The sequence below is a fragment of the Steroidobacter flavus genome, assembly GCF_042651805.1.
Lineage (GTDB): Bacteria > Pseudomonadota > Gammaproteobacteria > Steroidobacterales > Steroidobacteraceae > Steroidobacter > Steroidobacter flavus.
On record NZ_JBHSDU010000003.1, the window covers coordinates 790,087 to 813,102 of the forward strand.

Annotated in this window: 23 protein-coding genes; 18 read left to right on the forward strand and 5 right to left on the reverse strand. The window is 61.9% G+C overall.

What is annotated here, in order from left to right; genetic code table 11:
• The first annotated feature begins 9 nt into the window (after positions 1-9).
• From ACFPN2_RS08970 to ACFPN2_RS08980, 3 genes are read left to right on the forward strand one after another with little or no spacing between them, the layout of a single operon-like run.
• Positions 10-1,173, forward strand: a complete 1,164-nt coding sequence (locus tag ACFPN2_RS08970; protein WP_380596271.1) for a glycosyltransferase — start codon at positions 10-12, stop codon at positions 1,171-1,173.
• A 35-nt stretch (positions 1,174-1,208) separates the two neighbouring features.
• Entirely contained in the window at positions 1,209-2,411 is a 1,203-nt protein-coding gene (locus ACFPN2_RS08975) for a glycosyltransferase (RefSeq protein ID WP_380596272.1), read from the forward strand.
• Between the two features lie 13 nt (positions 2,412-2,424).
• Positions 2,425-3,405, forward strand: a complete 981-nt coding sequence (locus tag ACFPN2_RS08980) for a phosphoribosyltransferase family protein (RefSeq protein WP_380596273.1) — start codon at positions 2,425-2,427, stop codon at positions 3,403-3,405.
• An 81-nt stretch (positions 3,406-3,486) separates the two neighbouring features.
• Here the strand turns inward: ACFPN2_RS08980 and ACFPN2_RS08985 are convergent, their stop codons facing one another.
• Positions 3,487-4,398: a glycoside hydrolase family 16 protein gene (locus ACFPN2_RS08985; RefSeq protein ID WP_380596274.1), complete on the reverse strand. Its 912-nt coding sequence runs from the start codon at positions 4,396-4,398 to the stop codon at positions 3,487-3,489.
• 68 nt (positions 4,399-4,466) lie between these two features.
• Between ACFPN2_RS08985 and ACFPN2_RS08990 the strand changes: the two genes are divergently transcribed.
• From ACFPN2_RS08990 to ACFPN2_RS09040, 11 genes are all read left to right on the forward strand, one after another.
• On the forward strand, positions 4,467-5,330 hold the full coding sequence (locus ACFPN2_RS08990; protein WP_380596275.1) for a glycosyltransferase family protein: 864 nt from the start codon (positions 4,467-4,469) through the stop codon (positions 5,328-5,330).
• 3 nt (positions 5,331-5,333) lie between these two features.
• Positions 5,334-6,242 carry a glycosyltransferase family 2 protein gene (locus tag ACFPN2_RS08995; protein WP_380596276.1) on the forward strand — a complete coding sequence of 303 codons (909 nt, stop codon included), beginning with the start codon at positions 5,334-5,336 and terminating at the stop codon, positions 6,240-6,242.
• On the forward strand, positions 6,242-6,991 hold the full coding sequence (locus ACFPN2_RS09000; protein WP_380596277.1) for a GDSL-type esterase/lipase family protein: 750 nt from the start codon (positions 6,242-6,244) through the stop codon (positions 6,989-6,991). The genes ACFPN2_RS08995 and ACFPN2_RS09000 overlap by 1 nt, the downstream gene beginning before the upstream one ends.
• A 2-nt stretch (positions 6,992-6,993) precedes the next feature.
• Positions 6,994-8,202 (forward strand): acyltransferase family protein, encoded by a 1,209-nt coding sequence (locus ACFPN2_RS09005; protein ID WP_380596278.1) that lies wholly within the window; start codon positions 6,994-6,996, stop codon positions 8,200-8,202.
• A complete protein-coding gene (locus tag ACFPN2_RS09010; protein ID WP_380596279.1) occupies positions 8,202-9,632 on the forward strand; it encodes a lipopolysaccharide biosynthesis protein in 1,431 nt (476 codons plus the stop codon). Before ACFPN2_RS09005 ends, ACFPN2_RS09010 begins: the two co-directional genes overlap by 1 nt.
• A gap of 12 nt (positions 9,633-9,644) precedes the next feature.
• Positions 9,645-10,886 (forward strand): outer membrane beta-barrel protein, encoded by a 1,242-nt coding sequence (locus tag ACFPN2_RS09015; protein WP_380596280.1) that lies wholly within the window; start codon positions 9,645-9,647, stop codon positions 10,884-10,886.
• Positions 10,887-10,995: 109 nt separating this feature from the next.
• Positions 10,996-11,511 (forward strand): TetR/AcrR family transcriptional regulator, encoded by a 516-nt coding sequence (locus ACFPN2_RS09020; protein ID WP_380596281.1) that lies wholly within the window; start codon positions 10,996-10,998, stop codon positions 11,509-11,511.
• Between the two features lie 75 nt (positions 11,512-11,586).
• Positions 11,587-12,720 carry an HlyD family secretion protein gene (locus ACFPN2_RS09025; RefSeq protein WP_380596282.1) on the forward strand — a complete coding sequence of 378 codons (1,134 nt, stop codon included), beginning with the start codon at positions 11,587-11,589 and terminating at the stop codon, positions 12,718-12,720.
• Between the two features lies 1 nt (position 12,721).
• Positions 12,722-14,284: a DHA2 family efflux MFS transporter permease subunit gene (locus ACFPN2_RS09030; protein ID WP_380596283.1), complete on the forward strand. Its 1,563-nt coding sequence runs from the start codon at positions 12,722-12,724 to the stop codon at positions 14,282-14,284.
• A gap of 1 nt (position 14,285) precedes the next feature.
• Positions 14,286-15,719: an efflux transporter outer membrane subunit gene (locus ACFPN2_RS09035; RefSeq protein ID WP_380596284.1), complete on the forward strand. Its 1,434-nt coding sequence runs from the start codon at positions 14,286-14,288 to the stop codon at positions 15,717-15,719.
• A gap of 216 nt (positions 15,720-15,935) precedes the next feature.
• Positions 15,936-17,432 carry a M81 family metallopeptidase gene (locus tag ACFPN2_RS09040; protein ID WP_380600083.1) on the forward strand — a complete coding sequence of 499 codons (1,497 nt, stop codon included), beginning with the start codon at positions 15,936-15,938 and terminating at the stop codon, positions 17,430-17,432.
• 8 nt (positions 17,433-17,440) lie between these two features.
• On the opposite strand, the gene ACFPN2_RS09045 is transcribed toward ACFPN2_RS09040, so the two are convergent.
• Entirely contained in the window at positions 17,441-17,959 is a 519-nt protein-coding gene (locus ACFPN2_RS09045) for a hypothetical protein (protein ID WP_380596285.1), read from the reverse strand.
• A gap of 65 nt (positions 17,960-18,024) precedes the next feature.
• Positions 18,025-18,588 carry a hypothetical protein gene (locus ACFPN2_RS09050; protein ID WP_380596286.1) on the reverse strand — a complete coding sequence of 188 codons (564 nt, stop codon included), beginning with the start codon at positions 18,586-18,588 and terminating at the stop codon, positions 18,025-18,027.
• Positions 18,589-18,786: 198 nt separating this feature from the next.
• Between ACFPN2_RS09050 and ACFPN2_RS09055 the strand changes: the two genes are divergently transcribed.
• From ACFPN2_RS09055 to ACFPN2_RS09070, 4 genes are all read left to right on the forward strand, one after another.
• A complete protein-coding gene (locus ACFPN2_RS09055; protein ID WP_380596287.1) occupies positions 18,787-19,191 on the forward strand; it encodes a GFA family protein in 405 nt (134 codons plus the stop codon).
• 74 nt (positions 19,192-19,265) lie between these two features.
• Positions 19,266-19,916, forward strand: a complete 651-nt coding sequence (locus tag ACFPN2_RS09060) for a glutathione S-transferase family protein (protein WP_380596288.1) — start codon at positions 19,266-19,268, stop codon at positions 19,914-19,916.
• Complete coding sequence (locus tag ACFPN2_RS09065) at positions 19,913-20,554, forward strand: glutathione S-transferase family protein (protein WP_380596289.1); 642 nt, start codon at positions 19,913-19,915, stop codon at positions 20,552-20,554. The genes ACFPN2_RS09060 and ACFPN2_RS09065 overlap by 4 nt, the downstream gene beginning before the upstream one ends.
• A 72-nt stretch (positions 20,555-20,626) precedes the next feature.
• Positions 20,627-21,652: a transporter family protein gene (locus tag ACFPN2_RS09070; protein WP_380596290.1), complete on the forward strand. Its 1,026-nt coding sequence runs from the start codon at positions 20,627-20,629 to the stop codon at positions 21,650-21,652.
• Here the strand turns inward: ACFPN2_RS09070 and ACFPN2_RS09075 are convergent.
• The gene (locus tag ACFPN2_RS09075) at positions 21,649-22,011 is read right to left on the reverse strand and encodes a hypothetical protein (protein WP_380596291.1); all 363 of its coding nucleotides are present in this window, start codon (positions 22,009-22,011) and stop codon (positions 21,649-21,651) included. The two genes, ACFPN2_RS09070 and ACFPN2_RS09075, sit on opposite strands and share 4 nt — an antisense overlap.
• 77 nt (positions 22,012-22,088) lie before the next feature.
• Positions 22,089-23,015: an ADP-ribosylglycohydrolase family protein gene (locus ACFPN2_RS09080; protein ID WP_380596292.1), complete on the reverse strand. Its 927-nt coding sequence runs from the start codon at positions 23,013-23,015 to the stop codon at positions 22,089-22,091.
• Position 23,016: the final 1 nt, after the last annotated feature.

Genomic DNA, 23,016 nt, shown 5'->3' on the forward strand with positions numbered 1-23,016 from the left:
GGAATGATCATGTCACTCGAACTCCTCCTGCTGGTACTGGCGGTGATTTGCCTGGGCTTGGCCCAGCATCCCTTCGTCACCTACCCGATGTCGCTCACGCTGATGAAGAAGCTGTGGCCACATCGGGGCAAGCCCCTGCCGGCCCGCCAGCCTCACCTCGACTTCACGATCTGCATGTGCGCCTACAACGAGGAAGGCGTGATCCGCGAGAAGCTGCAGAACCTGTTGGCCCTCAAACAGCGCGAGCCGGGTCTGGAGATTCTTATTTATGTGGACGCCGCGAGCGATCAGACCGCCAAGCGCCTGCGCGCCTACGCTCCACACATCAGCTTCCATGTTTCGCCGACCCGACATGGCAAGACCTATGGCATGAACCTGCTGGCGAGCCGCGCCACGGGCGACGTGATCCTGTTTACGGACGCGAACGTCATGCTGGACATGGAAGTGCTCGACAAGCTGCGCGCTTCGTTCGCCGATCCGGAGATCGGCTGCGTCTGCGGCAATCTGATTTATACGAACGAAGGTGAATCGGTCACGGCCTCGACCGGCTCGCTGTACTGGCGCCTGGAAGAAGGCATCAAACGGCTCGAGCAGGAGACCGGCTCGGTGATGGGCGCGGATGGCTCGCTGTTCGCCGTGCGCCGCTCGCTGCACAAGGCGCCGCCGGATCACATCATCGACGACATGTTCGTATCGTTCTGGGTGCTGATCCAGGGCTATCGTATCGTGCAGTCGAAAGACGCGCGGGCATACGAAGAATCGGCGAGCAACGCGACCGACGAGTTCGGCCGCAAGGCGCGCATCGCCTGCCAGGCGTTCAACGTGCATCGGTTGATCTGGCCCCATATCCGCAAGCTGAACTTTGTGACCGTCTATAAATATATGTCGCACAAGCTGCTGCGCTGGCTGTGCATCTACTTCCTCGCGCTGAGCGGCATCTTCGTGGTCGCAGCGCTGGCCGTCGCCGGTTACACCTGGGCCGCGGTCGTGCTCGTGGCGGCTTCTTTCATTGGTTTCATTCTCGGCGCCCGATACGCGATCAAGCCGTTCTCGCAGATCGTCGACATCGTCAGCAGCATGGCGGGCGCGGGATTGGGAGTTTGGAAATCGGTGCGTGGCGAACGGTTCCAGACCTGGACGCCCGTCGCCTCGTTACGCAAGGTCGCCGAATGAGATGTTTGTGGATCAGCCGGCACGTGCCTTACCCCATGAACGAGGGGTTGAAGGTGTACTCGGCCAAACTTTCCGAAGCGCTGGCACAAGCCGGTGCGTTCGTGCGCGTGCTTGGCTTTGGCGGCACCGAAGCCACGCCAAAGAATCGCGCGCGTATGGAATGGGTGTCGGTGCCCGGTGAGCGTCGCGGAACTGCGCTCGCTTTGTTGAACCGTTTCCCGCTGACCGCCGCTGTTGATTCGACGAGCGCATATCGTGCGCTCCTCGAAGAGCAGCTGCGCGAGCCGTGGGACGCAATCGTCTTCGACAGCTACGGCACCGGCTGGGCGCTGGACCGCTGCAAGGCGTATCGCGCCACGAAGCTCGGCGCCAAAACCATCCTGGTCCATGTTTCTCACAATCACGAAGAAGTGTTGTGGCATGCCATGGCCCGGCAGGCCGAAGCCGGCTTGCCGAAGCGCCTGGCGCTTTGGCAGAACTACTACAAGGTTCGCGGCCTGGAACGTCGGTTGCTGCGTGAGGTCGATCTGGTGTCGGCCATCACCATTGAAGATGAGCAGGCCTTGCGCGTTCATCGCAGCGACAACAACACGCTCACGTTGACGCCTGGCTACGACGGCGCCGTCGCTCCCGAACGAGTCATCGATGCATCGGTGCCCCGTCGTGCGGTGATCGTCGGCTCGTTCCAATGGGTCGTGAAGCGCGAGAACCTGGCCCGCTTCGTCGAGCATGCCGACGCCAAGTTCGCCGCCAACGGCATCGAACTGGTCGTCGCCGGCGACGTGCCCGACGATCTGAAACAAACGTTGATGGCCAGCAGCCGCGCGACCCGGTTCGAAGGCTTTGTCACGAACCTCGCGCCGTTCCTGGCGCAAGCGCGCATCGCCATCGTTCCCGAGCTGATCGGCGGCGGCTTCAAGCTGAAATTTCTGGATTACATCTTCGGCCGCGTCCCGGTCGCGACCGTCGATGCCGCAGCCGCGGGCCTGCCCGCAAAGCTGCGCGAGGACTTGATCACCAGCACCGATTTCGCGGGTCTCACGTCCGCCATCATCGAGCACATCGACCGCCTGGAGCATCTGAATCGCTTGCAGACGGCGGCGTTCGAGCAGGCGCGGACCTTGTATCGATGGGAAGACCGCGGGCTGCAGTTACAGCAGCGCATCGCGGAGTTGCAACAGGCGCGTGCGAACTCCCCCGCACGTTCGTCGGCCGCGGCCGCCGCCGCCAGCGCCTGAGCAGGAGCGCCGAATGTTTGGTTATGTTTCATTTGCCCAGCTGTCCAACGCCATCCGGGCGCAACTGTATGCGATTCCGGCAGATGTCGATCTGATCGTCGGCATCCCGCGCAGTGGCATGGTGCCCGCGTATCAGATCGGGCTGTTTCTGAATCGCCTGGTCTGTGACATCGACAACTTCATTGCCGATGGCAGCATCAGTCACGGCCACACGCGCAAGCTCGGTATCGAGCTGACATCGCTGCGTCAGGCTCAGCACATCCTGCTCGTCGACGACAGTATTGCCACCGGCGGATCGATGCAGAAGGCGCTGGCTCGCATCCAGGAGGCCGGTTACACGGGTCGCATCTCAACCTGCGCCGCCATCGTCGCGCCTTCTCACAAGAGCAGCGTGGACGTTTCCTTCATCACCATGCCGCAGCCCCGGTTGTTCGAGTGGAACGCGTTTCATCACGCGTGCGTCGAGACCGCGTGCTTCGACATGGACGGCGTGTTGTGCGTCGACCCGACGGCTTACGAGAACGACGACGGCCCGCGCTACGAGAAGTTTCTCGCCACCGCCCGGCCGCTGTTCCGCCCGACCTTGAAGATCGGTCACATCGTCACCGCCCGCCTCGAGAAATATCGCAGCCTCACCGAAGGCTGGCTGGCGGCCAACAATATTTCCTACGGCCAGCTGCACCTGGTCGACCTGCCGAGCCGCGCCGAGCGCATCCGGCAAGGCGCGCACTGCTCGCACAAGATTCGCGTGTATCGCGAGACGGGCGCGACGCTGTTCTACGAAAGCGAGATCGGGCAGGCGCACGAGATCGCGACCGGCGCGGGCAAGCCGGTGCTATGCATCGACGCGATGACCATGGTGATGCCCGGCGCTTCTCACATCGCGGCGACCGCCAAGAGCGCACTCTGGAAACTGCGCTCTCCCTTGGGACGCGCAAAGGGCTGGGTCAAGCAACAGATTCGTTCTTCGCGTACTCCCGTGAGGGGAGCGTGAGTCGAGATGCAGCACGTCAACCTCAACCATTGCCGGAGCGACCATCACCGGCACCCTGAACTTCGATCGAGGAGCGAAGGGTTAGGGCTTCCGTCGCCACACACGGATGTAATCGATCACGTAGTTCCACTGCGACTCGTCGGCCCTCATGGCCGAGACATCGACGCCCTTGAGCACCATGCCAAGCTGGTTGGTGACCAGGAGGTGCGCGGGCACGGGCTTGCTCCACACGTAGTGAGTTTGTTTGATCGGCTCGCCGTCGAGCAGCCAGATCGGCTGGTCCTTGACCCAGTCGAGCGAGAACACGTGGAAGTCCTTCGAGAAATCGAAGCCCGGGACGTACTCGTTCTTCTTGAATTTGGTCCAGAGATCCTTGGGATTGCCATAGCGCTCGGGCTTGCCGTGCGTCTGGATGTAACCCGTCATCACGCGCGTTTCCGGGCGGCCCTGCCAGTTGAAGAATTCGAAGATGTCGATTTCCGGCGGCCACGGCAGCTCGGAGAATTTGCCGTCCGGGTATTGCACGCCCGGGTTCAGCCAGAACGCCGGCCAGGCGCCGATGCCGGTCGGCAGCTTGGCTCGCATCTCGATGTACATGCCGTCGGTGACCGGCAGCTTCCCACGCAGCATGCCCGACTCCAGGCCCCGCGGTTTCAAGCCGCCGCCCGGCGGAATGCGGCCTTTCAATGTGAGCGTGCAGTCATCGAACACGTGCAGCGAGCGCGGGTCGCCGTCGGGATAGTCGCGATGGTACGACCAGTACGTCTTCAGGCCGTCGAGCTTGCCGTTCTCGTAGATGTATCGGTAGAAAAATTCCTGATCGAGCCTGGCGCGCGAATCGATGGTCGCATCCTTGCGACCGCGACCGAAGGTGTAGTCCTTGACCAGCTCGAACTCACCCGTTTGTTTGTAAGGACGCGCGGGATCGATGGGCGGGCCCAGCAACGCCGTGCAAGTCGCGGCCGCCGCTGCAGCCAGAGCAATGATGCTCATCGTCACCTCTCGAGTTCTTCCCGGTCATCTTCACGGTCTGGCCTTCGGCTGGCAATAGGAGCTTGCGCTTGAGCAGGGAAATCATCATCACGGGCGGCGACGCTCATTTCTTTCCCTGGATCATCGCGGCGATCAGCTCTCTGCGTGCGCACGCGGCGACCCGCGCGCTCGACATGGGCATCATCGATCAAGGCCTGACCGAAGAGCAGCGGGCTCAGCTGAACGCGTTCGGCTGCAAGATCGTTCAACCGCAGTGGACGCTGCCCGTGCCGCAGGAGGCGCGCTCGTTGCGAAATATCGGCCTGGTCGCACGGACCGCGCTGCGCGATTACTTCACCGGCTACGAAGTTTATTTGTGGTTCGATGCGGACGCGTGGATGCAGACGCCGGAGTTCGTCACCGCTTATGCGGAAGGCGCACGCGCGCGTGGTGCCGCCGTTGTGACTGAAAACGGCCCCGGTTATCGCAAAACATTTACCGATTGGAAGTGGTGGGCAGGGAACATGGTGGCCTCGTTCGGCGTTATCGACGGGCTGCGCTGCTCGTTTGCCACCAGTATCAATATCGGCGTGCTGTGCCTGAAAGACACGGCTCCACATTGGCAACAGTGGCAGCGCTACTACACGAAAGCGTTGGAACGCACCGGCAAGGTGAACATGGATCAGCATGCGTTGTTCGCGGCGATTCATCTGGAGAACCTGCCGACCGCGTTCCTGCCCGCGCGTTTCAACTGGTTGCCGCATTTGAGCTGCCCGGTCTGGAACGCCGAACAGAAGCTGCTGTGCGAGCCGACGGCACCGCATCGGCCGCTTTCCGTCATTCACCTGGCTGGCCCGCGCAAAGATCGGCCCTACGAAGTGGCGCATCTGAGCGGCGGATCGTTCGCCACATCGCTGACTTACCCAGCGATGCAACAACACCTGGCGACGTAATTCATGAGCTTCAATATTCTTAGAACCGTGTCGGTCGTGATTCCCGCGTACAACGCGAGCAACACGATTCAACAAGCCATCGCCACCGCCCGGGGGCAGACGCTGCGCCCGACGCAGATCGTCGTGGTCGACGACTGCTCCAAGGACGACACCCTCGAAAAAGCGGAAGCCGTCGCAGGCCCCGATTTGCTGGTCGTGCGCAGCCCCAAGAACGGCGGCGGCGGCGCGGCCCGCAATCGTGGCATCGATCATTCGACCGGCGATGTGGTCGCGTTCCTCGACGCCGACGATCTATGGGCACCGAACAAGCTGGCCAATCAAATGACCTTGTTGCGCACCCAGACGCGCGACTCGTTTTGTTTCAGCGCCGTCGAGCAGGTCAACGAGTACGACGAGAAGCATGTCCTGCCCAAGCGCGAGCCGTTGCCCGGCGAAGATCTGGCGGACTACATGCTCAAGTCCGGCAACATCATGCAGACCAGCACGCTGCTGGTGCCGCGACATCTGCTGGAGAATTGCCGCTTCAACGAAAAGCTGCGGCGCTTTCAGGATCTCGACTTCGTGCTCACCTTGGGCGAAGCCGGGATCGCCGCCGTGTTTTGTCCAGAGCCGTTGGTCGAGTGGCGCAACGTCGGCAATCCGAAGCGCGTCAGCTCGAATCCCGATCCGGCGATCATGCAGACCTTCCTCAACGCGCATCCTCGCCTCACCCGGGCACAAAAGCTCGGCCTCGAGATTCGCAGCGTCGGTCCGACTCCTGGAGCAGCCGGCGCGTTGCGCTGGTCATGGCGTCTGGCGTTGTCTGTGTTCTCGGGCGCGCTGCCACCGCCAAACGCGGTGAGCATGTTGCTCAAACACAGCCTCGGCATGCGCAACTACGGCGCGCTACGCGCACGCCTTGGAGCTAAATAGTGAGACACGCCACGCGCATCGCAATGTTCGCGAGCGCCCTGGCGCTGTTCGCCGGCACTCACGCATTGAGTGACGCGGCGACACAGTCGGGACCGACGCCCTACCCGACCAGCAACGACGCCTGGCCCGGCACCGGCGTCATTCGCACCTTCGGCTGGATGAAGGACAATCGTAATTTCTTCTGGACCGAGCGCGCCAAGAAACAAGGCGCCATCGTGTTCGCCGGCGACTCGCTCACCGCCAATTGGAAATCGCTCGGCGCCGATTTCTCCGGCACGCTGGTGGCGAATCGCGGCATCGGCGGCGATGTGAGTCGCGGCCTGTTGTTCCGCTTTCAGGAAGATGTGCTCGACCTGCATCCGAAAGCCATCGTGATCCTGATCGGCATCAACGACCTCACGGCGAAACAGCCAGCGAGCGCGACGCTGACAAACATCCGCTCCATGCTCTCGCTCAAGGCAACACAGCAGCCGCAGGTTCCGGTGTTCCTCTGCACCGTTCCGCCGAGCGCCAATCCCAAAGCGCCCGTCGATGAGCAACAGCGCCGGACACTGAATCAAGGCCTGCGTCAGATCGCGAAAGATACGAAGCTCGTGACTTTGGTGGACCTGTACGCCGCCACCGCCACGAACGCCGGCACGCCGGAGCTCCACTATTTCACCGACGATCAGTTACATCTATCCGCCGACGGCCGCGCCCGCTGGAAAGAAATATTGCAACCAGCCATGCAGCGCGCAGGAGTGTTGTAATCATGAGCCCTCCCCTCAGCAAAGCCGCTGACGGTCATGCCATGAGCGACATGGCATCGACCTATCTCGATGCCTTGCGCGCCGCCGGCGCCAATCTGGTCATCGCAGCGCATCTGTTGCCGCTGTACTTCGGCGCCGAGGATCGACATTCGCTGGGCAATCTGGGCGTGGCCCTGTTCTTTTTGCTGTCCGGCTTTTTGATCATGCAATCCATGTTGAACTGGCTGAACAAGCCGGAGCCGCGCTTCGCCGGCTTCTTCGCCGATCGTGTCGCCCGCATCATGACGCCGTATGTGCCGGCGCTGATCGTGATCGCGATCCTCAATGCGATGCTCGTCACCACCCGTCACGGACTGGAAGGCGCGAACTCAGGCGTGCTCGCGTTTCTGGGCAATTTGCTGATGCTCCAGGATCACGCGGTCTTCCAGGCGCTCGAGCTCGCCGGCATGGACGTGTCGTGGCGCATCCGTCCCTACAACACCGCCGAGCCGTTCTGGACCGTCGCCATCGAAATGTGGATTTACGTGGCCATGGGCTTGTTTGTTTTCTGTGTGCTGAAGCGCGAGCGCATCGAGCGATGGCGCGGCGTCGTGCTGGTGGCCTTCGCGGTGCCGGTGTTGATCTGGAATGCGGCGGCAGGCGGCGGCAAGTCGCTCAGCCTGATCTGGCTGCTGGGCGCGATCGCCGGCTATCTGTTTCATGTCTGGCGAGCCAACGGTTACGCCAACATGCGCAGCATCGCCTCGGTGGTGACCGTGTTCGCCAGCGTCGCGCTGATCGGACACTGCGGCAAAGCCGGCTTCCATCCCTTCGATTTCCAGACCGCCACCTTGCTGGCGATGATCATGTTCGGTGTGCTGGCGCTGCTGATGTGCGTCAAGAGCGCGCCGGGCGTGCTGCGCGGGTCGGTGAATTTCCTGGCGTCATATAGCTACAGTTTGTATTTGATCCACAACACCGTCTTAATCCTGGTGCTGGAGTACGTGCACACCGAAAGCGCGTGGACTCACGTGGCCATCGCGGTGGTCGCGGCTCATTGCTGCGCCTATCTCTTGTATGTGACGTTCGAACGTCACTATCGAATCGTGGGTCGCTGGTTGCGCCCGATGTTCGAGCGCGCTCTGGCACCTCGCGGTGCCGTGCAGACCGCGCCTGTCGCTGCTGAGCTAGTAGCTGGCAGCACCGTCGCCGCGACCCGGCAGGAGCGTTGATGTCCGCCGTTCGTAATGTTCGCTGGGTCGGCATGATCCAGGTGACGCGCATCAGCGTGCAGCTGCTGGGCCTGTTGGTTCTATCCCGTTTGCTGACGCCGGCCGACTTCGGCCTGGTCGCCATCGTGTTCGCCATCACCAATTTCGCGATGCTGTTGCGGGACATGGGCATGGCGTCCGCGATCATTCAGCGGGACACGCTCGATGAGCCGACGGTGCTGACGGCGCATTGGACCAATTGTTTCATCGGGCTGGGGCTGGCGGCGTTCCTGCTCGGCTTCTCGTTTTTCGCGGACTCCATTTTCAAGGCGTCCGGGCTCGCACCGCTGGTGCAATTGAGCGCGCTGTCGTTTCCGTTTCTCAGCGGCTCGACCGTGCATCAAGCCTTGCTGGAGCGCGGCTCGAAGTTCTCCACCGTGGCTCGTATCGAGATCGTCGCACTGCTGACGGGATTCACGGTGGCCGTCGTTTCCGCCTATCTCGGCGCGGGGCCGTACAGCCTGGTGCTGCAAACATTGACGGTCGCGGTACTGTCGGCGATTCAGTTCTGGATCGCGTCGGACACGAAGATGAAATGGACGTGGAGCACCGAGCACGCCAAAGGCTTGTGGGGTTACAGCGGCAACCTGTTCGCGTTCAACCTGGTGAACTATTTCTCGCGCAACGCCGACACGATGATCATCGGACGCATGCTCGGCCCGGCCTCGCTGGGTCCGTATTCGCTGGCGTATCGCGTGATGCTGTTCCCGCTGCAAAACCTCACGTGGGTTGCGACGCGCGCGTTGTTCCCGATGATGAGCCGTCACCAGCATTCGCCGCAGGAGCTGGGCGCCATGCACCTGCGCTTGCTGTCGGTGATCTCGTTCTTCACCGCGCCGATGATGGCCGGCCTGTTCGTACTGCGCGAGCCGTTCGTCGACGTGGCGCTGGGCGATTCGTGGAGCATGGTTGCCGCGCTGATCATGTGGCTGGCACCGATCGGTTTCATTCAATCGCTGGTCAGCGCTGGGGGCGTGGTGTTTCAGGCGTTGGGACGCACCGATCTGTTACTTCGCCTCGGCATCGTCAGCAGCATCATGCACGTCACGGCCTTCGTCACCGGCGTGCAGTGGGGCCTGCTCGGTCTCGCCGCCGCCTACTTCATCGTCACCTTGATCAACGCTGTGATCTCGCTGGGCGTCCTGCTACACCTGATGCAACAGACCGTGCCTCGCCTGCTGAGCGCCATCCTGCCTGCGATTGCGAAGGCGCTGATCATGGCGACCCTGCTTTATTTCGCCGACATCGAGCTGCGGGCCATGGAGTATCCGGCGCTGGTCCGCCTGCTGGGCCTCAGCGCCGGCGGCGGCGTCATCTTCCTGGCACTCACGCGCATCCATCTGATGCCCGCCGATCGTGACGTGCTGCGTCTATTTATGAAGCGAGCTTGAGGAGGGGAACTAATGACTGCGAAGGGAACGATCATTCGTCGAAACACCATATGCCTGGCCGCCGTCAGCACGGTGCTTTGTAACGCCGCGCTGGCCGCGCAACCGGACGAGAAGAAAGAGGAACACCTCTATCTCTCCGAGCAATACCTCTACGACGACAATCTGTTCCGCAAGGCCGACAGCACCGACCTCGGCGTCGTGGCCGGCGAGAGCGAGCCTGCGCGCGAGGACTACATCAATAAGATCACGCTCGGCCTGGGCAACGACTTTCACATGGGCCAGCAAACATTGCGCCTGAAGGGTCGCGTGTTCGATACCCGCTACCAGGACAACGACTATCTCGACTACACCGGCGGCGACGCCTCGGCGTCGTTCGACTTCCACGCACTGACCGCGCTGTCCGGCCGCTTGTCCGCCTCATACGATCGCACGCTGGCGGACTTCGCGAACACGCTGGGCACTCAGCGCGACATCATCGAAGGCACCAACTACTCGGCCATGCTGCGTTGGGCGATCGGCCCGCGCTGGTCGGTCAGTGCCAGCGGCGGCCGCATCGAAACCGAGCACGACCTGGATATTCGTCGGAGCGAAAACCTCGAAGCCAACATGGGCCGCGTCAGCATCGATTATGCGACGCCGTCGTTCCATTCGTTCGGCGTCGAGTACCGCTACATCGACGCGAAGTTTCCAAACGCGATCGTCGCTCCGGACGCCACCGCTTCCGATAGCGACTACGAAGAAAACGCTGCGCTTGCCCGCTTCACCTACACCGCCACGGTGCGCACTCAATTTCGCGTGAGCGCCGGCTACGTTGAACGCGAGCGCCCCGCCAATCCGGAAGGTCGATACTCGGGCGACACGTGGCGCGCCGAGATCGATTGGAAACCGCGCGAGAAGTTCTCGATGTTGCTGGCCGCGTGGAGCGAGCTGAAAGCTTATACGGACGCCGAATCGGATTACTTCATCTCCGACGGCTACAGCCTGTCGCCCACCTGGAGCCCGACCGAGAAGCTGAGCTTCGCGCTCACCGCCTCGTACGAAGATCAGGAATATCTGAACACGCGCGATCTGGAATTGGTGAACGGCAAGCGTAACGACGATGTGCTGACCGGCTTGTTTACGTTCACCTACAAGCCTCGCGACCAGCTGGCCTTCGAGCTGAGCTATCGCGGCAGCGATCGCGACAGCAATCGCGTCGCCCGGCGTTACGACGCGCAGGTCGCCGGCATCGCTGTGCGCTGGAGCGTGTTCTAACCCGTTGTAACGACAGACGCATGACATGCAGTCGCATAGACTACGTGTCATGCCTCAGTCCAAGCCCGCCAGAAAATCCCGCGCCGACGCTTCCAACAACCGCGAGCTGTTGCTGGATGCCGCGCAGGAATTGTTCCTTTCTCAAAGCACGGCCGCGCCGCTGGATCTGATCGCGACGCGCGCCGGCGTCGGCCGCGCCACGCTGTTTCGCAATTTTCCCGATCGGCAGGCATTGTTCCTGGCGCTACTAAACCGCTCACTGGACCGACTGGAAACGGAAGCGCGCGAGCTGCGCGACGATCCCGACGCTCTCCTGAAGCTGCTGCGCTACTGCGCCGACCGCATCTTTTCCAACGGACCGCTCATCGAATACTGGCAGGCGATGGATCCGCAGAACCCAGACCTGCAGGCCGCGGTCGCCCGCTACATAAAGGTTTTTTCACGTCCGCTGCGGCAGGCGGTTGCGACCGGCCGCTGCCGGGCGGACTTGCGGCCGCCGGACATATTGCTGCTCAGCTCGTTGCTGAGCTCGCGCGCCATCAAGAGAGCCAAGAACCGTAAAGCGCTGGCGGCGCGCAGCTGGGCGCTGACCGTAGCGGCCGCAGGTCTCAAATCCAAAGGCTGAATTGACCTCACCCTCGTCGTGCGTCGCCAAAAGTGATACTTTAAGTCTCACTTTTCCATCCATGACGACGAGACGATGACCTCCTCCCCGAGCGCACCGGCGGCTGGCCCGGTGCGGCTGAATCCCAAAGCCCGCGTGGCCCTGGTGGCCGGCGGTATCACAATCGCGGTGGTATTGAGCGGCTGGTTCATCTATCACCAGGCGCGCGGCCGCTACTTTCAGGACACGAACGACGCCTACATTCGTGCCGACTCGGTCGTGGTCTCGCCGAAGATCGGCGGCTACGTGGCCGAAGTCCTGATCGAAAACAACCAGGATGTCACGGTCGGTCAGCCGCTGGTGCGCATCGATGCACACGACTATCAGGCCCAAGCTGAACAGATCGAGGCGCAGATCGATGTTGCCGAAGCCAACGCAGCCAACGTGCGCGCCACGATTCGCGAACAGCACGCGACTATCGCGCAAGGCCGCGCTCGCTTGGCCGCCGCTCGCGCCAAGGCGAATCATGATGCAAACGAAGTGAAACGTTACGAGCCGCTGGCCGCTTCCGGCGCCGAGCCGCAAGAGAAGCTCGAGCAACTACGCACAATGGCGGTGCAATCGGCCAACGACGCCGAATCTCAAGCCGCCGCTCTGCAAGTCGCCGAACGCCGCCTCGAATCGCTGGAAACTCAAGTCCGGCAGGCGAAAGCACAAGGCCAAGGCGCGCGGGCGCAGTTGTCGGCCGCTCAGGGGGATCTGCAATCGACCACGATCAGTGCGGCGATGAACGGTCGGATCGGCAACAAGACCGTGACGGTCGGGCAGTTCGTTCAGCCCGGCACGCGCTTGATGTCCATCGTGCCGCTCGACAAGTTGTATGTGGAAGCGAACTTCAAGGAGACCCAGATCGGCCTGATGCGCATCGGCCAGGCGGTCAACATCGAAGTCGACACGCTCAAAGGCGTCGAACTGCACGGCACGATTGCCAGCTTCGCCCCCGGCACCGGCGCCGAGTTCTCCTTACTGCCGCCAAAAAATGCGACCGGCAATTTCACCAAGATCGTTCAGCGCGTGCCCGTGCGCATCACGCTGGAAGCAGGCCCCGAAGCGCGCAAGCTGCTGGTGCCCGGGCTGTCCGTGACCGTGACGGTCGACACGCGATCCGCGAAGGACGACCTGCATCGCGTGAAACAAGAGCAGGAGCAGTTGCTCAGCACGGCCAACTGACATGGCCAGCGCAACGCTCGCTTCACCCGCTGTCGGCGTGACGGAGAAAGCCGACCTCACCGCCTGGCTCGCGGTCGCCGCCGGCACCATCGGCGCCTTCATGGCGACGCTGGATATTTCCATCGTCAACTCCGCGCTGCCGACGATTCAAGGCGAGATCGGCGCGAGCGGCACCGAGGGTACGTGGATTGCCACTGCCTATCTTGTGGCCGAAGTCGTGGTCCTGCCGCTCGCCGCGTGGCTCGAACGTTTGCTCGGCCTGCGAACGTTGCTCTTACTCTGCGCGGTATTGTTCACCGGCTTCTCCATCCTGTGCGGCCTGTCGACGTCGCTGGCCATGATGGTGATCGGTCGCGTCGGCCAGGGATTCACCGGCGGCGCACTGATCCCGACCGCGCAAACGATCATCGCCACTCGACTGCCGCGCTCACAGCAACCGATCGGCATGGCGATGTTCGGCGTCACCGCGATCATGGGCCCGGTGCTCGGCCCGTTGATCGGCGGTTGGCTCACCGAAAACCTGAGCTGGCACTACGCTTTCTTTATCAATGTGCCGGTCGGCATCGCGTTGGTGATGTTGTTGCTGATCGGCCTGCCTCATCGCGCCGTGAACTGGCAGTGGCTGCGTGAAGCGGACTGGCTCGGCATTGCCGGCATGACCGCGGGGCTCGGCGGCCTCACCGTGCTGCTCGAAGACGGTCAGTCGGAACAATGGTTCGAATCGCAACTGATGATCAACATGGCGATCCTGTCGGCCCTCGGCTTCGTGCTGATCTTCGCCGGACAGCTCTTTGCGAAACGACCGGTGATCAAACTACGATTGCTGCTCGATCGACAGTTCGGCTCGGTCGCGATCACCGGCCTGGTGCTCGGCATGGTGTTGTATGGCACCGCTTATGCGATCCCGCAGTTCCTCGCCGTCATCGCCGGTTACAACGCGCTTCAATCCGGGCAGATCGTTCTGTTGAGCGGCTTGCCCAGCCTGGTGATGATGCCGTTCGTTCCGATCATCCTGCGACGACTGGACATCCGGCTATCGGTGGCGCTCGGCCTGCTGATCATGTCGATCAGCTCGTTCGCCGAAGTCTCGCTCACCGCCGACTCGGTCGGCTCGGCCTTTGTCGACTCGCAGCTGATGCGCGGTGTCGGCACCATCCTCAGCTTCGTGTTTCTAAGTCAGGCCGCGATTCAATCGGTGAGCCGCGAAGAAGCTGGCGATGCCGCGGGTCTGTTCAGTTGCGCTCGAAATCTCGGTGGCTCGCTGGCGCTGGCAGGCATGGCGATCCTTCAGGATCAACGCGCCGCGTTGCATGCACATCGTCTTTTGGAATCGATGCCCGCCAATGCTGCCTCCGTGCAGGACTACATTACCTCGGCCGCACATCAACTCGGCAGCATGCCGGCGGCGCTCGCCACGCTGGCGCAGGAAGTTCAGCAGCAGGCGCTGATCATGACCTACAACGATATTTTCTGGATCATGGGCATCGGCACGCTGGTGGTCATGCCGCTCGTGCTGTTCCTTCGCCCGCTGCCCATGAACGTCCGTCCTTCGATGGCTCACTGACATGCACTCGCGCATCTTGTGGCTTGCTGTTGTTTCTTTACTCGGCGCGTGCACCGTCGGGCCGACGTATCAAGGCGCGCCTGATACAGGCGCTGACGCCGGAAAGTTCGTGCGCGCTGCTGACGCTGCATTCAATGCATCGCTCGCGCCGACGCGCTGGTGGGAGTCGCTGGGCGACGCGGATCTCACTGGATTGATTGACGAAGCACTCACGAACAGCCCATCGATCGATATCGCACTGGCCCGCGTCGAACAGTCGCGCGCGACACTTCGTTTGCGACGCGCCGAGCAATTGCCTTCTGCCAACGCGAGCCTGTCTTACTTGCACGCGGAACTGCCAGGCATTGATCTCGGGGGCGGATCGGAAGAATCCGACTCCGGCGGCAAAGATACGATGGCGGTGGATTTGTACAACCTCGGCCTCGATGCCAGTTGGGAGCTGGATCTGTTTGGCGGTCGTCGTCGCGCCCGTGAGCAAGCCGCCGCCACCGCGGAAGCACGCTTGGCCGAACTCGCGGATGTGCAAGTCAGTCTTGCGGCTGATGTGGCCCAGACCTATATCAATCTTCGGGATGCGCAGGAACGAGCACGACTGTTCGAAGAATCGGTTCGCCTTCAGGAAAAGATATTGACGCTCACTCGGCAGCGCTTCTCTGCGGGCGTCGCTTCGGCGCTCGATGTGGATCGGGTTGAAACTCAGTATGAGAACACACAGGCTCAGCTGCTGCCGCTGCGGGCTCAAGTCGAGCAATATCTCAATCAGCTCGCGATGCTGACCGGTCACGAGCCGGGCGCTGTCGATGCGAAACTCACATCGGTGTCGCCAATTCCTCTGCCGCCCGCTGAAGTTCCCGTCGGCGATCCTGCCGAACTGCTGCGCCATCGACCTGACATCCGCGCCGCCGAACGTAACATCGCCGCGAGCACTGCCGCGATCGGCGTGAATGTCGCGCGACGTTTTCCGAACATCAAGTTCATGGGCCTGATCGGCACGGGCGGCAGCGCGGCGAGCGACATGTTCGATCTGGAAGAACTGGTGTTGCTTGCCGCCCCGACGCTGTCGTGGAACGTGCTGGACTTCGGTCGAAGCGGCGCGGCCGTTCGCCAATCCGAAGCGCAACGTGACGAAGCGGAAGCGCAGTATCGTCGTACTGTCCTGGCAGCCTTGAACGATGCGGAGACTTCTCTGTCTCGCTTCGGCTATCAGCGACGGCAACTCGGCAGTCTCGCTCGCGCCGAAGCGGCAGCAACTCGTGCCTCGGTGTTCAACGAGCAACGCTATCGCGCGGGCACTTCGTCGCTGATGGATCAGCTCGATATCGAGCGACAACGCATTTCAGCCGCGGCCGGCTTGGTTCAAGGTAAAGCGGCGCTGACCAGCAGCTACGTGGCGATTCAAAAGAGCCTGGGCCTGGGCTGGACGCCCGTGAAGTAACCCAGCGTCGCGCTGTATGACCTGAGGTTATACACGCCGCTGTTCTATTCATGGGCTTGCCAGGCCGCGGAGCTTAAGGTTGCACCTGGTCTCGTCAGCTCAAGGTCCCGCATGAAGATCTCGCGCCGCGCCCTCCTATCGCTCTGGAGTGCTCTCGTCCTTGCGACCTGCGCCAGCGTAGCCCACGCGCAGAAGGCCGCTCCCAGCACGAAGCCGATCCGCATCGCCGCGATCTACTTCATGCACGAGACCGTGACGTTCCTGCCTTTCGACACGCAACTGTCGGATTTCATCTACGAGGGATCGCCGGCTCGCGGCGAAGCGCTGCTGGGCTCGGACCCGGACGGCTACATGGGCGGCTTTGTGAAAGTCGCCCGCGAGCACGCCAACGTCGAGGTCGTGGGCATCGAGTCGCCGCTGTTTCCGAAAACGGGCACGGGCTCGGGATGGATCGACAAGACCACCTACGATCACTTCGTCAACAAGATGATCTCGGAGTTGAAGACGCTCGGGCCCTTCGACGGCGTGTATCTAGCGGTGCACGGTGCGATGGGTGTGCGCGGTGTCGCCAAGCCCGAAGCGGAGCTCGCCCGACGCGTGCGCCAGGTGGTCGGCCCGAAAGCATTCATCGTCGGCACCTTCGATCCTCACGGCAACGAGGACGCGGACTTCCTGCGTTATGCGAACCTCGCTTTCTGCACGAAATATTATCCCCACTACGATACTCATCTACAGGGCGAGCGAGCCGCACGCACCTTGATTCGCGCAATCCGCGGTGACTACAAACCTGCGACCGCCACTCGCAAACCGCCGATCCTCACGCCGTCGGTACTCCAGTGGACGGGCCGCTCGCCCTGGATGGATCTCGTGCAGCGAGCCCTGGTCTGGGAAGCCCGCGAGACCGATGTCTATGTCAATTTCTATTACGGCTTCGCGTTCATGGACTCGAATGAAGCCGGCATGGCGTTCCAGGTCATGACGAACGGCGATCCGGAGCTCGCCAATCACATCGCCGACGACATGGCGAACACTGCGTGGCGCCTGCGCGAGCAGCTCTATTACGGCACCAAGGTTTATTCGATGAAGGAAGGCGTGCAGCTGGCCAAGGAGTCGATCGCGAAGAAACAGACGCCGGTCGTGCTCGCCGATCATAGCGACCGCTCCGGCGCCGCCACCTGGCTGCTCCGACAAGTCATCGACCAGAAACTCAGCAACACCTTGATCGGCACGGTCGCCGACAAGGACGCGATCGAGGCCCTGCGCAAGAAAGGCGTCCGGCCCGGCGACAAGTTCGACATGATGGTCGGCGGGCGCGTGGACGAATCCGCCGGCGAGCCCGTGCGCGTGGTTGGAACGGTGAACACGGTCAGCGGCGGCATGTCGCGCTTCGGCGGGGGCGGCGGCGCGCAGCTGTGGGTGAGCGTGAAGTTCGGCGATGGCAACGAGCTCGTCATCAGCCCCTACCTGCACCAGAACACCGATCCGGCCGCGTTCTCCGAAATCGGCATCAACGCCGCGGACTTCAAAGTCATCGCGATCAAGTCGCGCGTGCACTTCCGTCGCGGTTATTACGACAGCGGCTGGGCGAAAAACATCCTGCTGGTCGAGCCGGATCAACCGTTCGTCGGCACCGTGCGCCTCGAAGCGCTCGACTACAAACACCTCAAGCTCGAGAACTTCTACCCGTTCGGCAAGAACGTGAAGTATCCCTAGCTCGCGGGCTACGATGCCGCCGGTCGGTACATGAGCGTGTACTTGACCGGCCGCGGCAACTGCGGGCTCGACACTTCCACTTCCAGATGTATCGACCCGCTCGCGTCCTTGGAGAAGGAATTCACGCGCGTGCCGTCCGCCGCTTTGTAAGTCTGGATCAGCTTGCCGCCCTCGAGCTTGGCGGACACATCGAAAACCTCGCCGTCGGCGCGCTTCCACTTGATTGCCTCGCCGCCGAGCGGCATATGAATCGGCGCCTGAGTGTCATACGTGACCTCGGCCTCGCTCGCGCCGAGCTCGATTCGAATCTGCTGATAAGGAAAGTTGGTCCTGCTCAGGCGACCGCGGGCAATCGGCCGTTTGATGAAGTTCATCTTTTCGATGGCTTGTTCGATCGCCTGTGAAATATCCGCGCTCTGCTCGGGCGCATATTTATATTTACCGGACAGGCCGGACAGCTCGTCGCCCCAGGCGCCAAACGCCGCGACGCTTGCTACGATAGCCACGCAAAAAGTGCGTCTGAGCATGTTGCCTCCGGTCGATGAGGTGCGGACCCATCGTAGCGCATACCTGGCCAGTATTCTGCCCGGGTCTAGCTGAAAGAGGCCAGCACATCCCCCAAGGTCCTCGCGTCCGGCGCGTACATCGACAGCCCCCACCCTATTGCGCCGGCCAGGATGGCGGTGATTGCGAACGGCACAATGGTGCGGCGGACCGCGGACTGCAGCCAGTGACGTGAGTCGGTTCGGCGCAATCTTCTATACAAGGACGCCGCCAGCACCCCGTCCACAATCAGTTCGGCAAACAGCACGGGCGCGGAAAGAATCACTGAGAACGACGCGAACAACGTGACGAGCACTATTGCGACGACCGCCAGAACCACAGCGAGCGGAATGGCGAATTCGTCCGCATCCGCCGCGGCTTCGGCGCCCGGCAGCGAAACGTCCGGCAGTTCGATTTCGTACGCAACCTCGTCCAACCCGTCATACGTGTCGAAGTCGGTACGAAGCCAAACCCAGAGCAGCACCAAAAAGGCGAGGTATGCGATCGCGACCGACAACGCGTAGCGCAACCCAAGCGAGTCGACGCCATACACGAGCATCACGAAAGAAGCGAGAAACCCCGCGCCGCCCGTCAGAGCGACGAGCAGCATCATCTGCAAGCGAGGATAGCCACGGGCTTCCAGTTCGCGCTGAATCCGCAGAATGAGTTGCTTGCGTGAGGTTATGGGCGGCGAGCGATGTGCGCTCATCGTGCGGCGATTCATTAGCACGGCGTCCTGTCCATCGGCGTTCGCTAGTATCGCCGATCCTGACTATCATTCGTAACGTCCCACAGCTTTACGGTCTGACGAATGAGCAAGCATCAAGGCTCCTGTTTATGCGGCCAGATCCACTTCGAAATCGATGGGGACTTCGAGCGGTTCTTCCTCTGCCATTGCGAGCATTGTCGTAAGGACACCGGCTCGGCCCACGCCGCCAACCTGTTCTCCTCCTCCGCGAAGCTGAAATGGACCGCCGGAGAGAACAACATCACGCAGTTCAATCTGCCGGGAACCCGGCACAGCAGGAGCTTCTGCCGAACCTGCGGATCGGCGGTGCCGATGGTCCAGATGGAGGGAGCGTTGCTCGTGGTCCCGGCCGGGAGCTTGAATAGCGAGGTTCACCTCGAGCCCGATGCTCATATCTTTGTGGCGAGCCGGGCTGGCTGGGATCAAGGACTCGAGAAGGTGCCGGCGTTCGAGAAGTTTCCGTCTTGAAAAATCCGAGGACCCTGTCGGCGTCCGACCGGCTCATCCGTCCTTGAGGCAAGTACCCACCCAGGAGCGCTCCGATGACCCCCACGATTACCGGTTTTGCACGGTCCCCCGATCAGGGTCGCGGGCTCGCCCGGGACATGCGCGTGCGCTGGGCGCTCGAAGAAGTGGGCCAGCCCTACGAGGTTCGGCTGGTTTCATTCGCTGAAATGAAGGAGCCGGCCCATCGCAAGCTGCATCCTTTCGGTCAGATTCCCACCTACGAAGAAGGCGACCTCGCTCTGTTCGAGTCGGGCGCGATCATATTTCACATCGCCGAGCGCCATCCCGGACTACTGCCGAAAGATCCAAATGCCCGAGCCCGCGCGATCGCATGGATGTTTGCCGCACTCAATACCGTGGAGCCGCCGATCGTCGAGCTGTCGATGGCGAAGATCGTGGAGCGCGACAAGAGCTGGTACGAGGAACGCCGGCCCATGCTCGAGGATCGCGTGCGTGCGCGACTGACCGAATTATCGAATCGACTGGGCGATGCCGACTGGCTCGACGGCGCGTTCAGTGCCGGCGACCTGATGATGGTGACCGTGCTGCGCCGGTTGATCGGACAGGGGCAGCTGGAAAAATATCCGACCCTGCTCGCTTATATCGCCCGCGCCGAAGCCCGGCCCGCTTACCAGCGTGCCTTTGCCGATCAGCTGGCGGTGTTCACTGCGAGCCAGCGCGCATGATCACCGTCTTCGGCGAAGGCAGAGGTTTCCGGGTCGTATGGACGCTGGAAGAAATGGGGCTCGCGTATCGGCTGCGGCCGGTGGATATGCTGGCCGGCGTCGAGAAAGACACGGAGTTTCTCGCCATCAACCCGTCAGGATTCATTCCGGCGATCCAGGACGGCGATGTGATCATGGTCGAGTCGATTGCGATCATGGAATATTTGATGAGCCGCTACGGGCCGACGCCACTTGTGCCGGACGCACACGATCCTGCCTTCCCCGCGTACCAACAGTTTCTTCATCTCGGCGAAGCCGGCCTTGCGGCCTCCACCTTCTTCGTCGTCGTCACTCGCATCCTCGCGCCCGAGGCCGAGCAGCAGAACTGGACCGCCGGCAAAGCGCAGGCGACCTTCGAAAACCGACGTAAACTGGTGGCGCGGCAGCTCGCGCACTCGCCCTATATGGCGGGCGATCGATTCACAGCGGCCGATATTTCGGTGACCTATGCCCTGCAGTTCGCGCAACGAACTGGCAATGCGACACTAGACGAGGCAGAGCGAGCCTATGTCGCCCGCACTACCGAACGCGCAGCCTACAAGCGAGCCATGGACACATGCCACGCTACGCGCGAGTGGGTCGCTACGTTGCCGAAGTAACAAAGACATCCCCAGTCATCGTTCGCTGGTAGCGTGCCGACAAGAACCGGAGTGCGCCGGCGCGGCCGCTTCGTGAGAATCGTCGTCACACTGGTCGACCAGAGCGCTCAAGGGATGATCCGCAAAACCACAATCCTGCTCGGCAGCTTGTTGTGCCTGTCAGGCTATTCCGCGGTGGCGGAGGTAAATCAACAATCGCTGGACGACGCCTGGTGGACCGGCCCGATTCTCGCGGCGGGCGCGGGGACATTGCCACAGGGCCATGCCCTCATCGAACCATATGTTTTCGATGTGATTCGATACGGTCGCTACGACAACGACGGTAATGAACGAAGCGCCGAACGTGCGCATTCGTACGGCAACCTGACCTATATCCTCTACGGCGTGACCGATCGCTTCACGGCCGGACTGATTCCGACATTCGGTTACAACAACGTGAGCAACGGCCGCGACAGCTCTTCGATACAGATCGGCGACGTGTCGGTCCAGGGACAATATCGACTGACGCAGTTCAGGCAGGGCAGCCCGGTCCCGACGATGTCGTTGGTCGTTCAGCAGACACTGCCCACGGGAAAATACGATCGATTGGGCGAGAACGTGAACGACGGCTTCGGTTCGGGCGCATACACGACGACGCTGGCGCTCTATTCGCAGTACTACGCCTGGATGCCGAACGGTCGCATTCTGCGCAGCCGATTCAATGTTTCGTATGCGCTATCGAGCGACGCCGACATCGAACATGTGAGCGTCTATGGCACAAACGCCGGCTTTCGCGGAACCGCGAGCCCCGGGGATGTGCTCACGATCAACTCCGCCTGGGAATACAGCATCACTCGTGAATGGGTGTTTGCAGTCGACCTGCTCTACCAGCACGACGCGAGCACGAAGATCGAAGGAACTGAGGCGAATCCCGCCACGGGTCAAACAGAAAACATCAAAGAGAGCTTCGACTCCGCCTGGCGCTTCGGCGTCGCGCCGGCCATCGAATATAACTTCAGCAGTCGGATTGGCGTCATTGCCGGCGCACGCTGGTTTGTCGCCGGTCGCAACACGAGCGCGACGATTACTCCCGTGGCCGCCATCAATATGGTCTTCTAGGCCCGCCGATCGGCGGCCCAGGCCTTCCTCACCTGTGGAATGCCCACAGTCGACGGCGCGTCGTCACGAGCCCCTTGTGCCAGCGCCGCCAGTTCTCTGAAGACGCGCGCCACTTCGGGATCGTTGGTCACATTCAGTGCCGTGAGCTGAGCCGCGACATGTTCCGCCGCACTCATCGTAGGTTGCCGTCGCATCTCATCCATGAGCCGTGGCGCGAGATGAGCAGTGCCGAACTTTGTGACAATGATTTGCTTCGCGTGCTCCCACAGCTCGCCGATGGTGCGTCGGGTGGTTTCATCCAGTGCTTGGTGACCGAAGACCCGGGCCACCGCCACGATGATCGACAGCAACGGTTCCATACCGTAACCCTCCCCTGTCGTTATTTACGAATCGCGCGAGCGTCCGGATCGTGCCGGCGAACAGGACCCCGTGTCTACTACGGATGCCTCGTAGCTGCGGCGCACGAAGCAAACAGGCGCTGCGCCGTCTCGTCAATGTACTCGGCCATTGCGAGCCGCATGCGCCAGGCCCGCGGTATCCCCTCCACGCCGTAATAGGCGCCGGCCAACTGGCCACAAATCGCCGCCGTCGTATCCGCGTCGTCTCCAAGATTCACTGCGCGAAGAATGGCGCTCTCGAAATCTTCCGTCGTGAGGAAGCTCCACAGCGCAGCGGCAAGAGAGTCGATGCAGTAACCCGATCCTCTGATTTCCGCCCCGGTCGTTGACTGGTAGTCCCGCGCAAGAATGCCGACAACTTTCGGCTCATGGATTCCCTCACCGGCATGCGACAGCAATTCGTTACGAGGGACGCCGCGAAGAATGGCGATCAGTGCCTGCGCCAGCACGCGACAGCATTCCACCGGTTCGGGCGCCGCATGAGTCGTTCTGGAACTAGCCTCCGCGAAATGCAGGCATGCTGCGGGGTCGTTGAAGAAGAACAGAACCACGGGCGCGAGTCTCATCAACGAACCGTTACCTCCACTGCGTGGATCGGTCGCCCCTGAGAATGGGTCGCGCGTTTGCAGATAGCGTTGCAAGGCCGCCCGCGTGGCATTACCAATGTCAAAACATTCGCCTGTCGAGCTCAAATAACCATGCTGCCACCAGTTGCAGTAGCGGTTCATCTGATCCGTCGCATCGAAACCTTTTCGATAGAGCAGACTCTCCGCGAGACACAACGCCATAGACGTATCGTCAGTCCATTGCCCGGCTTTCAGCACGAAGGGCCCGCCGCCCACCATATCGGTCACCGGCGGAAACGTTCCGCGCGGCATGAACTCGACGGTCGTTCCAACGGCGTCTCCACAGGCCAGGCCGACAAGAGCACCACGATATCTCGCATTGAGGCTCATCGATTCCATC

Bases quoted from the DNA above. Each gene is read 5' to 3' on its own strand.
- ACFPN2_RS08985 (WP_380596274.1), bottom strand. From the start codon at position 4,398: ATGAGCATCATTGCTCTGGCTGCAGCGGCGGCCGCGACTTGCACGGCG.
- ACFPN2_RS09030 (WP_380596283.1), top strand. From the start codon at position 12,722: ATGGCCAGCGCAACGCTCGCTTCACCCGCTGTCGGCGTGACGGAGAAA.
- ACFPN2_RS09075 (WP_380596291.1), bottom strand. From the start codon at position 22,011: ATGGAACCGTTGCTGTCGATCATCGTGGCGGTGGCCCGGGTCTTCGGT.
- ACFPN2_RS09035 (WP_380596284.1), top strand. From the start codon at position 14,286: ATGCACTCGCGCATCTTGTGGCTTGCTGTTGTTTCTTTACTCGGCGCG.
- ACFPN2_RS09045 (WP_380596285.1), bottom strand. From the start codon at position 17,959: ATGCTCAGACGCACTTTTTGCGTGGCTATCGTAGCAAGCGTCGCGGCG.
- ACFPN2_RS09065 (WP_380596289.1), top strand. From the start codon at position 19,913: ATGATCACCGTCTTCGGCGAAGGCAGAGGTTTCCGGGTCGTATGGACG.
- ACFPN2_RS09015 (WP_380596280.1), top strand. From the start codon at position 9,645: ATGACTGCGAAGGGAACGATCATTCGTCGAAACACCATATGCCTGGCC.
- ACFPN2_RS09060 (WP_380596288.1), top strand. From the start codon at position 19,266: ATGACCCCCACGATTACCGGTTTTGCACGGTCCCCCGATCAGGGTCGC.
- ACFPN2_RS09025 (WP_380596282.1), top strand. From the start codon at position 11,587: ATGACCTCCTCCCCGAGCGCACCGGCGGCTGGCCCGGTGCGGCTGAAT.
- ACFPN2_RS09005 (WP_380596278.1), top strand. From the start codon at position 6,994: ATGAGCCCTCCCCTCAGCAAAGCCGCTGACGGTCATGCCATGAGCGAC.
- ACFPN2_RS09055 (WP_380596287.1), top strand. From the start codon at position 18,787: ATGAGCAAGCATCAAGGCTCCTGTTTATGCGGCCAGATCCACTTCGAA.
- ACFPN2_RS09010 (WP_380596279.1), top strand. From the start codon at position 8,202: ATGTCCGCCGTTCGTAATGTTCGCTGGGTCGGCATGATCCAGGTGACG.
- ACFPN2_RS08975 (WP_380596272.1), top strand. From the start codon at position 1,209: ATGAACGAGGGGTTGAAGGTGTACTCGGCCAAACTTTCCGAAGCGCTG.
- ACFPN2_RS08995 (WP_380596276.1), top strand. From the start codon at position 5,334: ATGAGCTTCAATATTCTTAGAACCGTGTCGGTCGTGATTCCCGCGTAC.
- ACFPN2_RS08980 (WP_380596273.1), top strand. From the start codon at position 2,425: ATGTTTGGTTATGTTTCATTTGCCCAGCTGTCCAACGCCATCCGGGCG.
- ACFPN2_RS08970 (WP_380596271.1), top strand. From the start codon at position 10: ATGTCACTCGAACTCCTCCTGCTGGTACTGGCGGTGATTTGCCTGGGC.
- ACFPN2_RS09080 (WP_380596292.1), bottom strand. From the start codon at position 23,015: ATGGAATCGATGAGCCTCAATGCGAGATATCGTGGTGCTCTTGTCGGC.
- ACFPN2_RS09050 (WP_380596286.1), bottom strand. From the start codon at position 18,588: ATGATGCTGCTCGTCGCTCTGACGGGCGGCGCGGGGTTTCTCGCTTCT.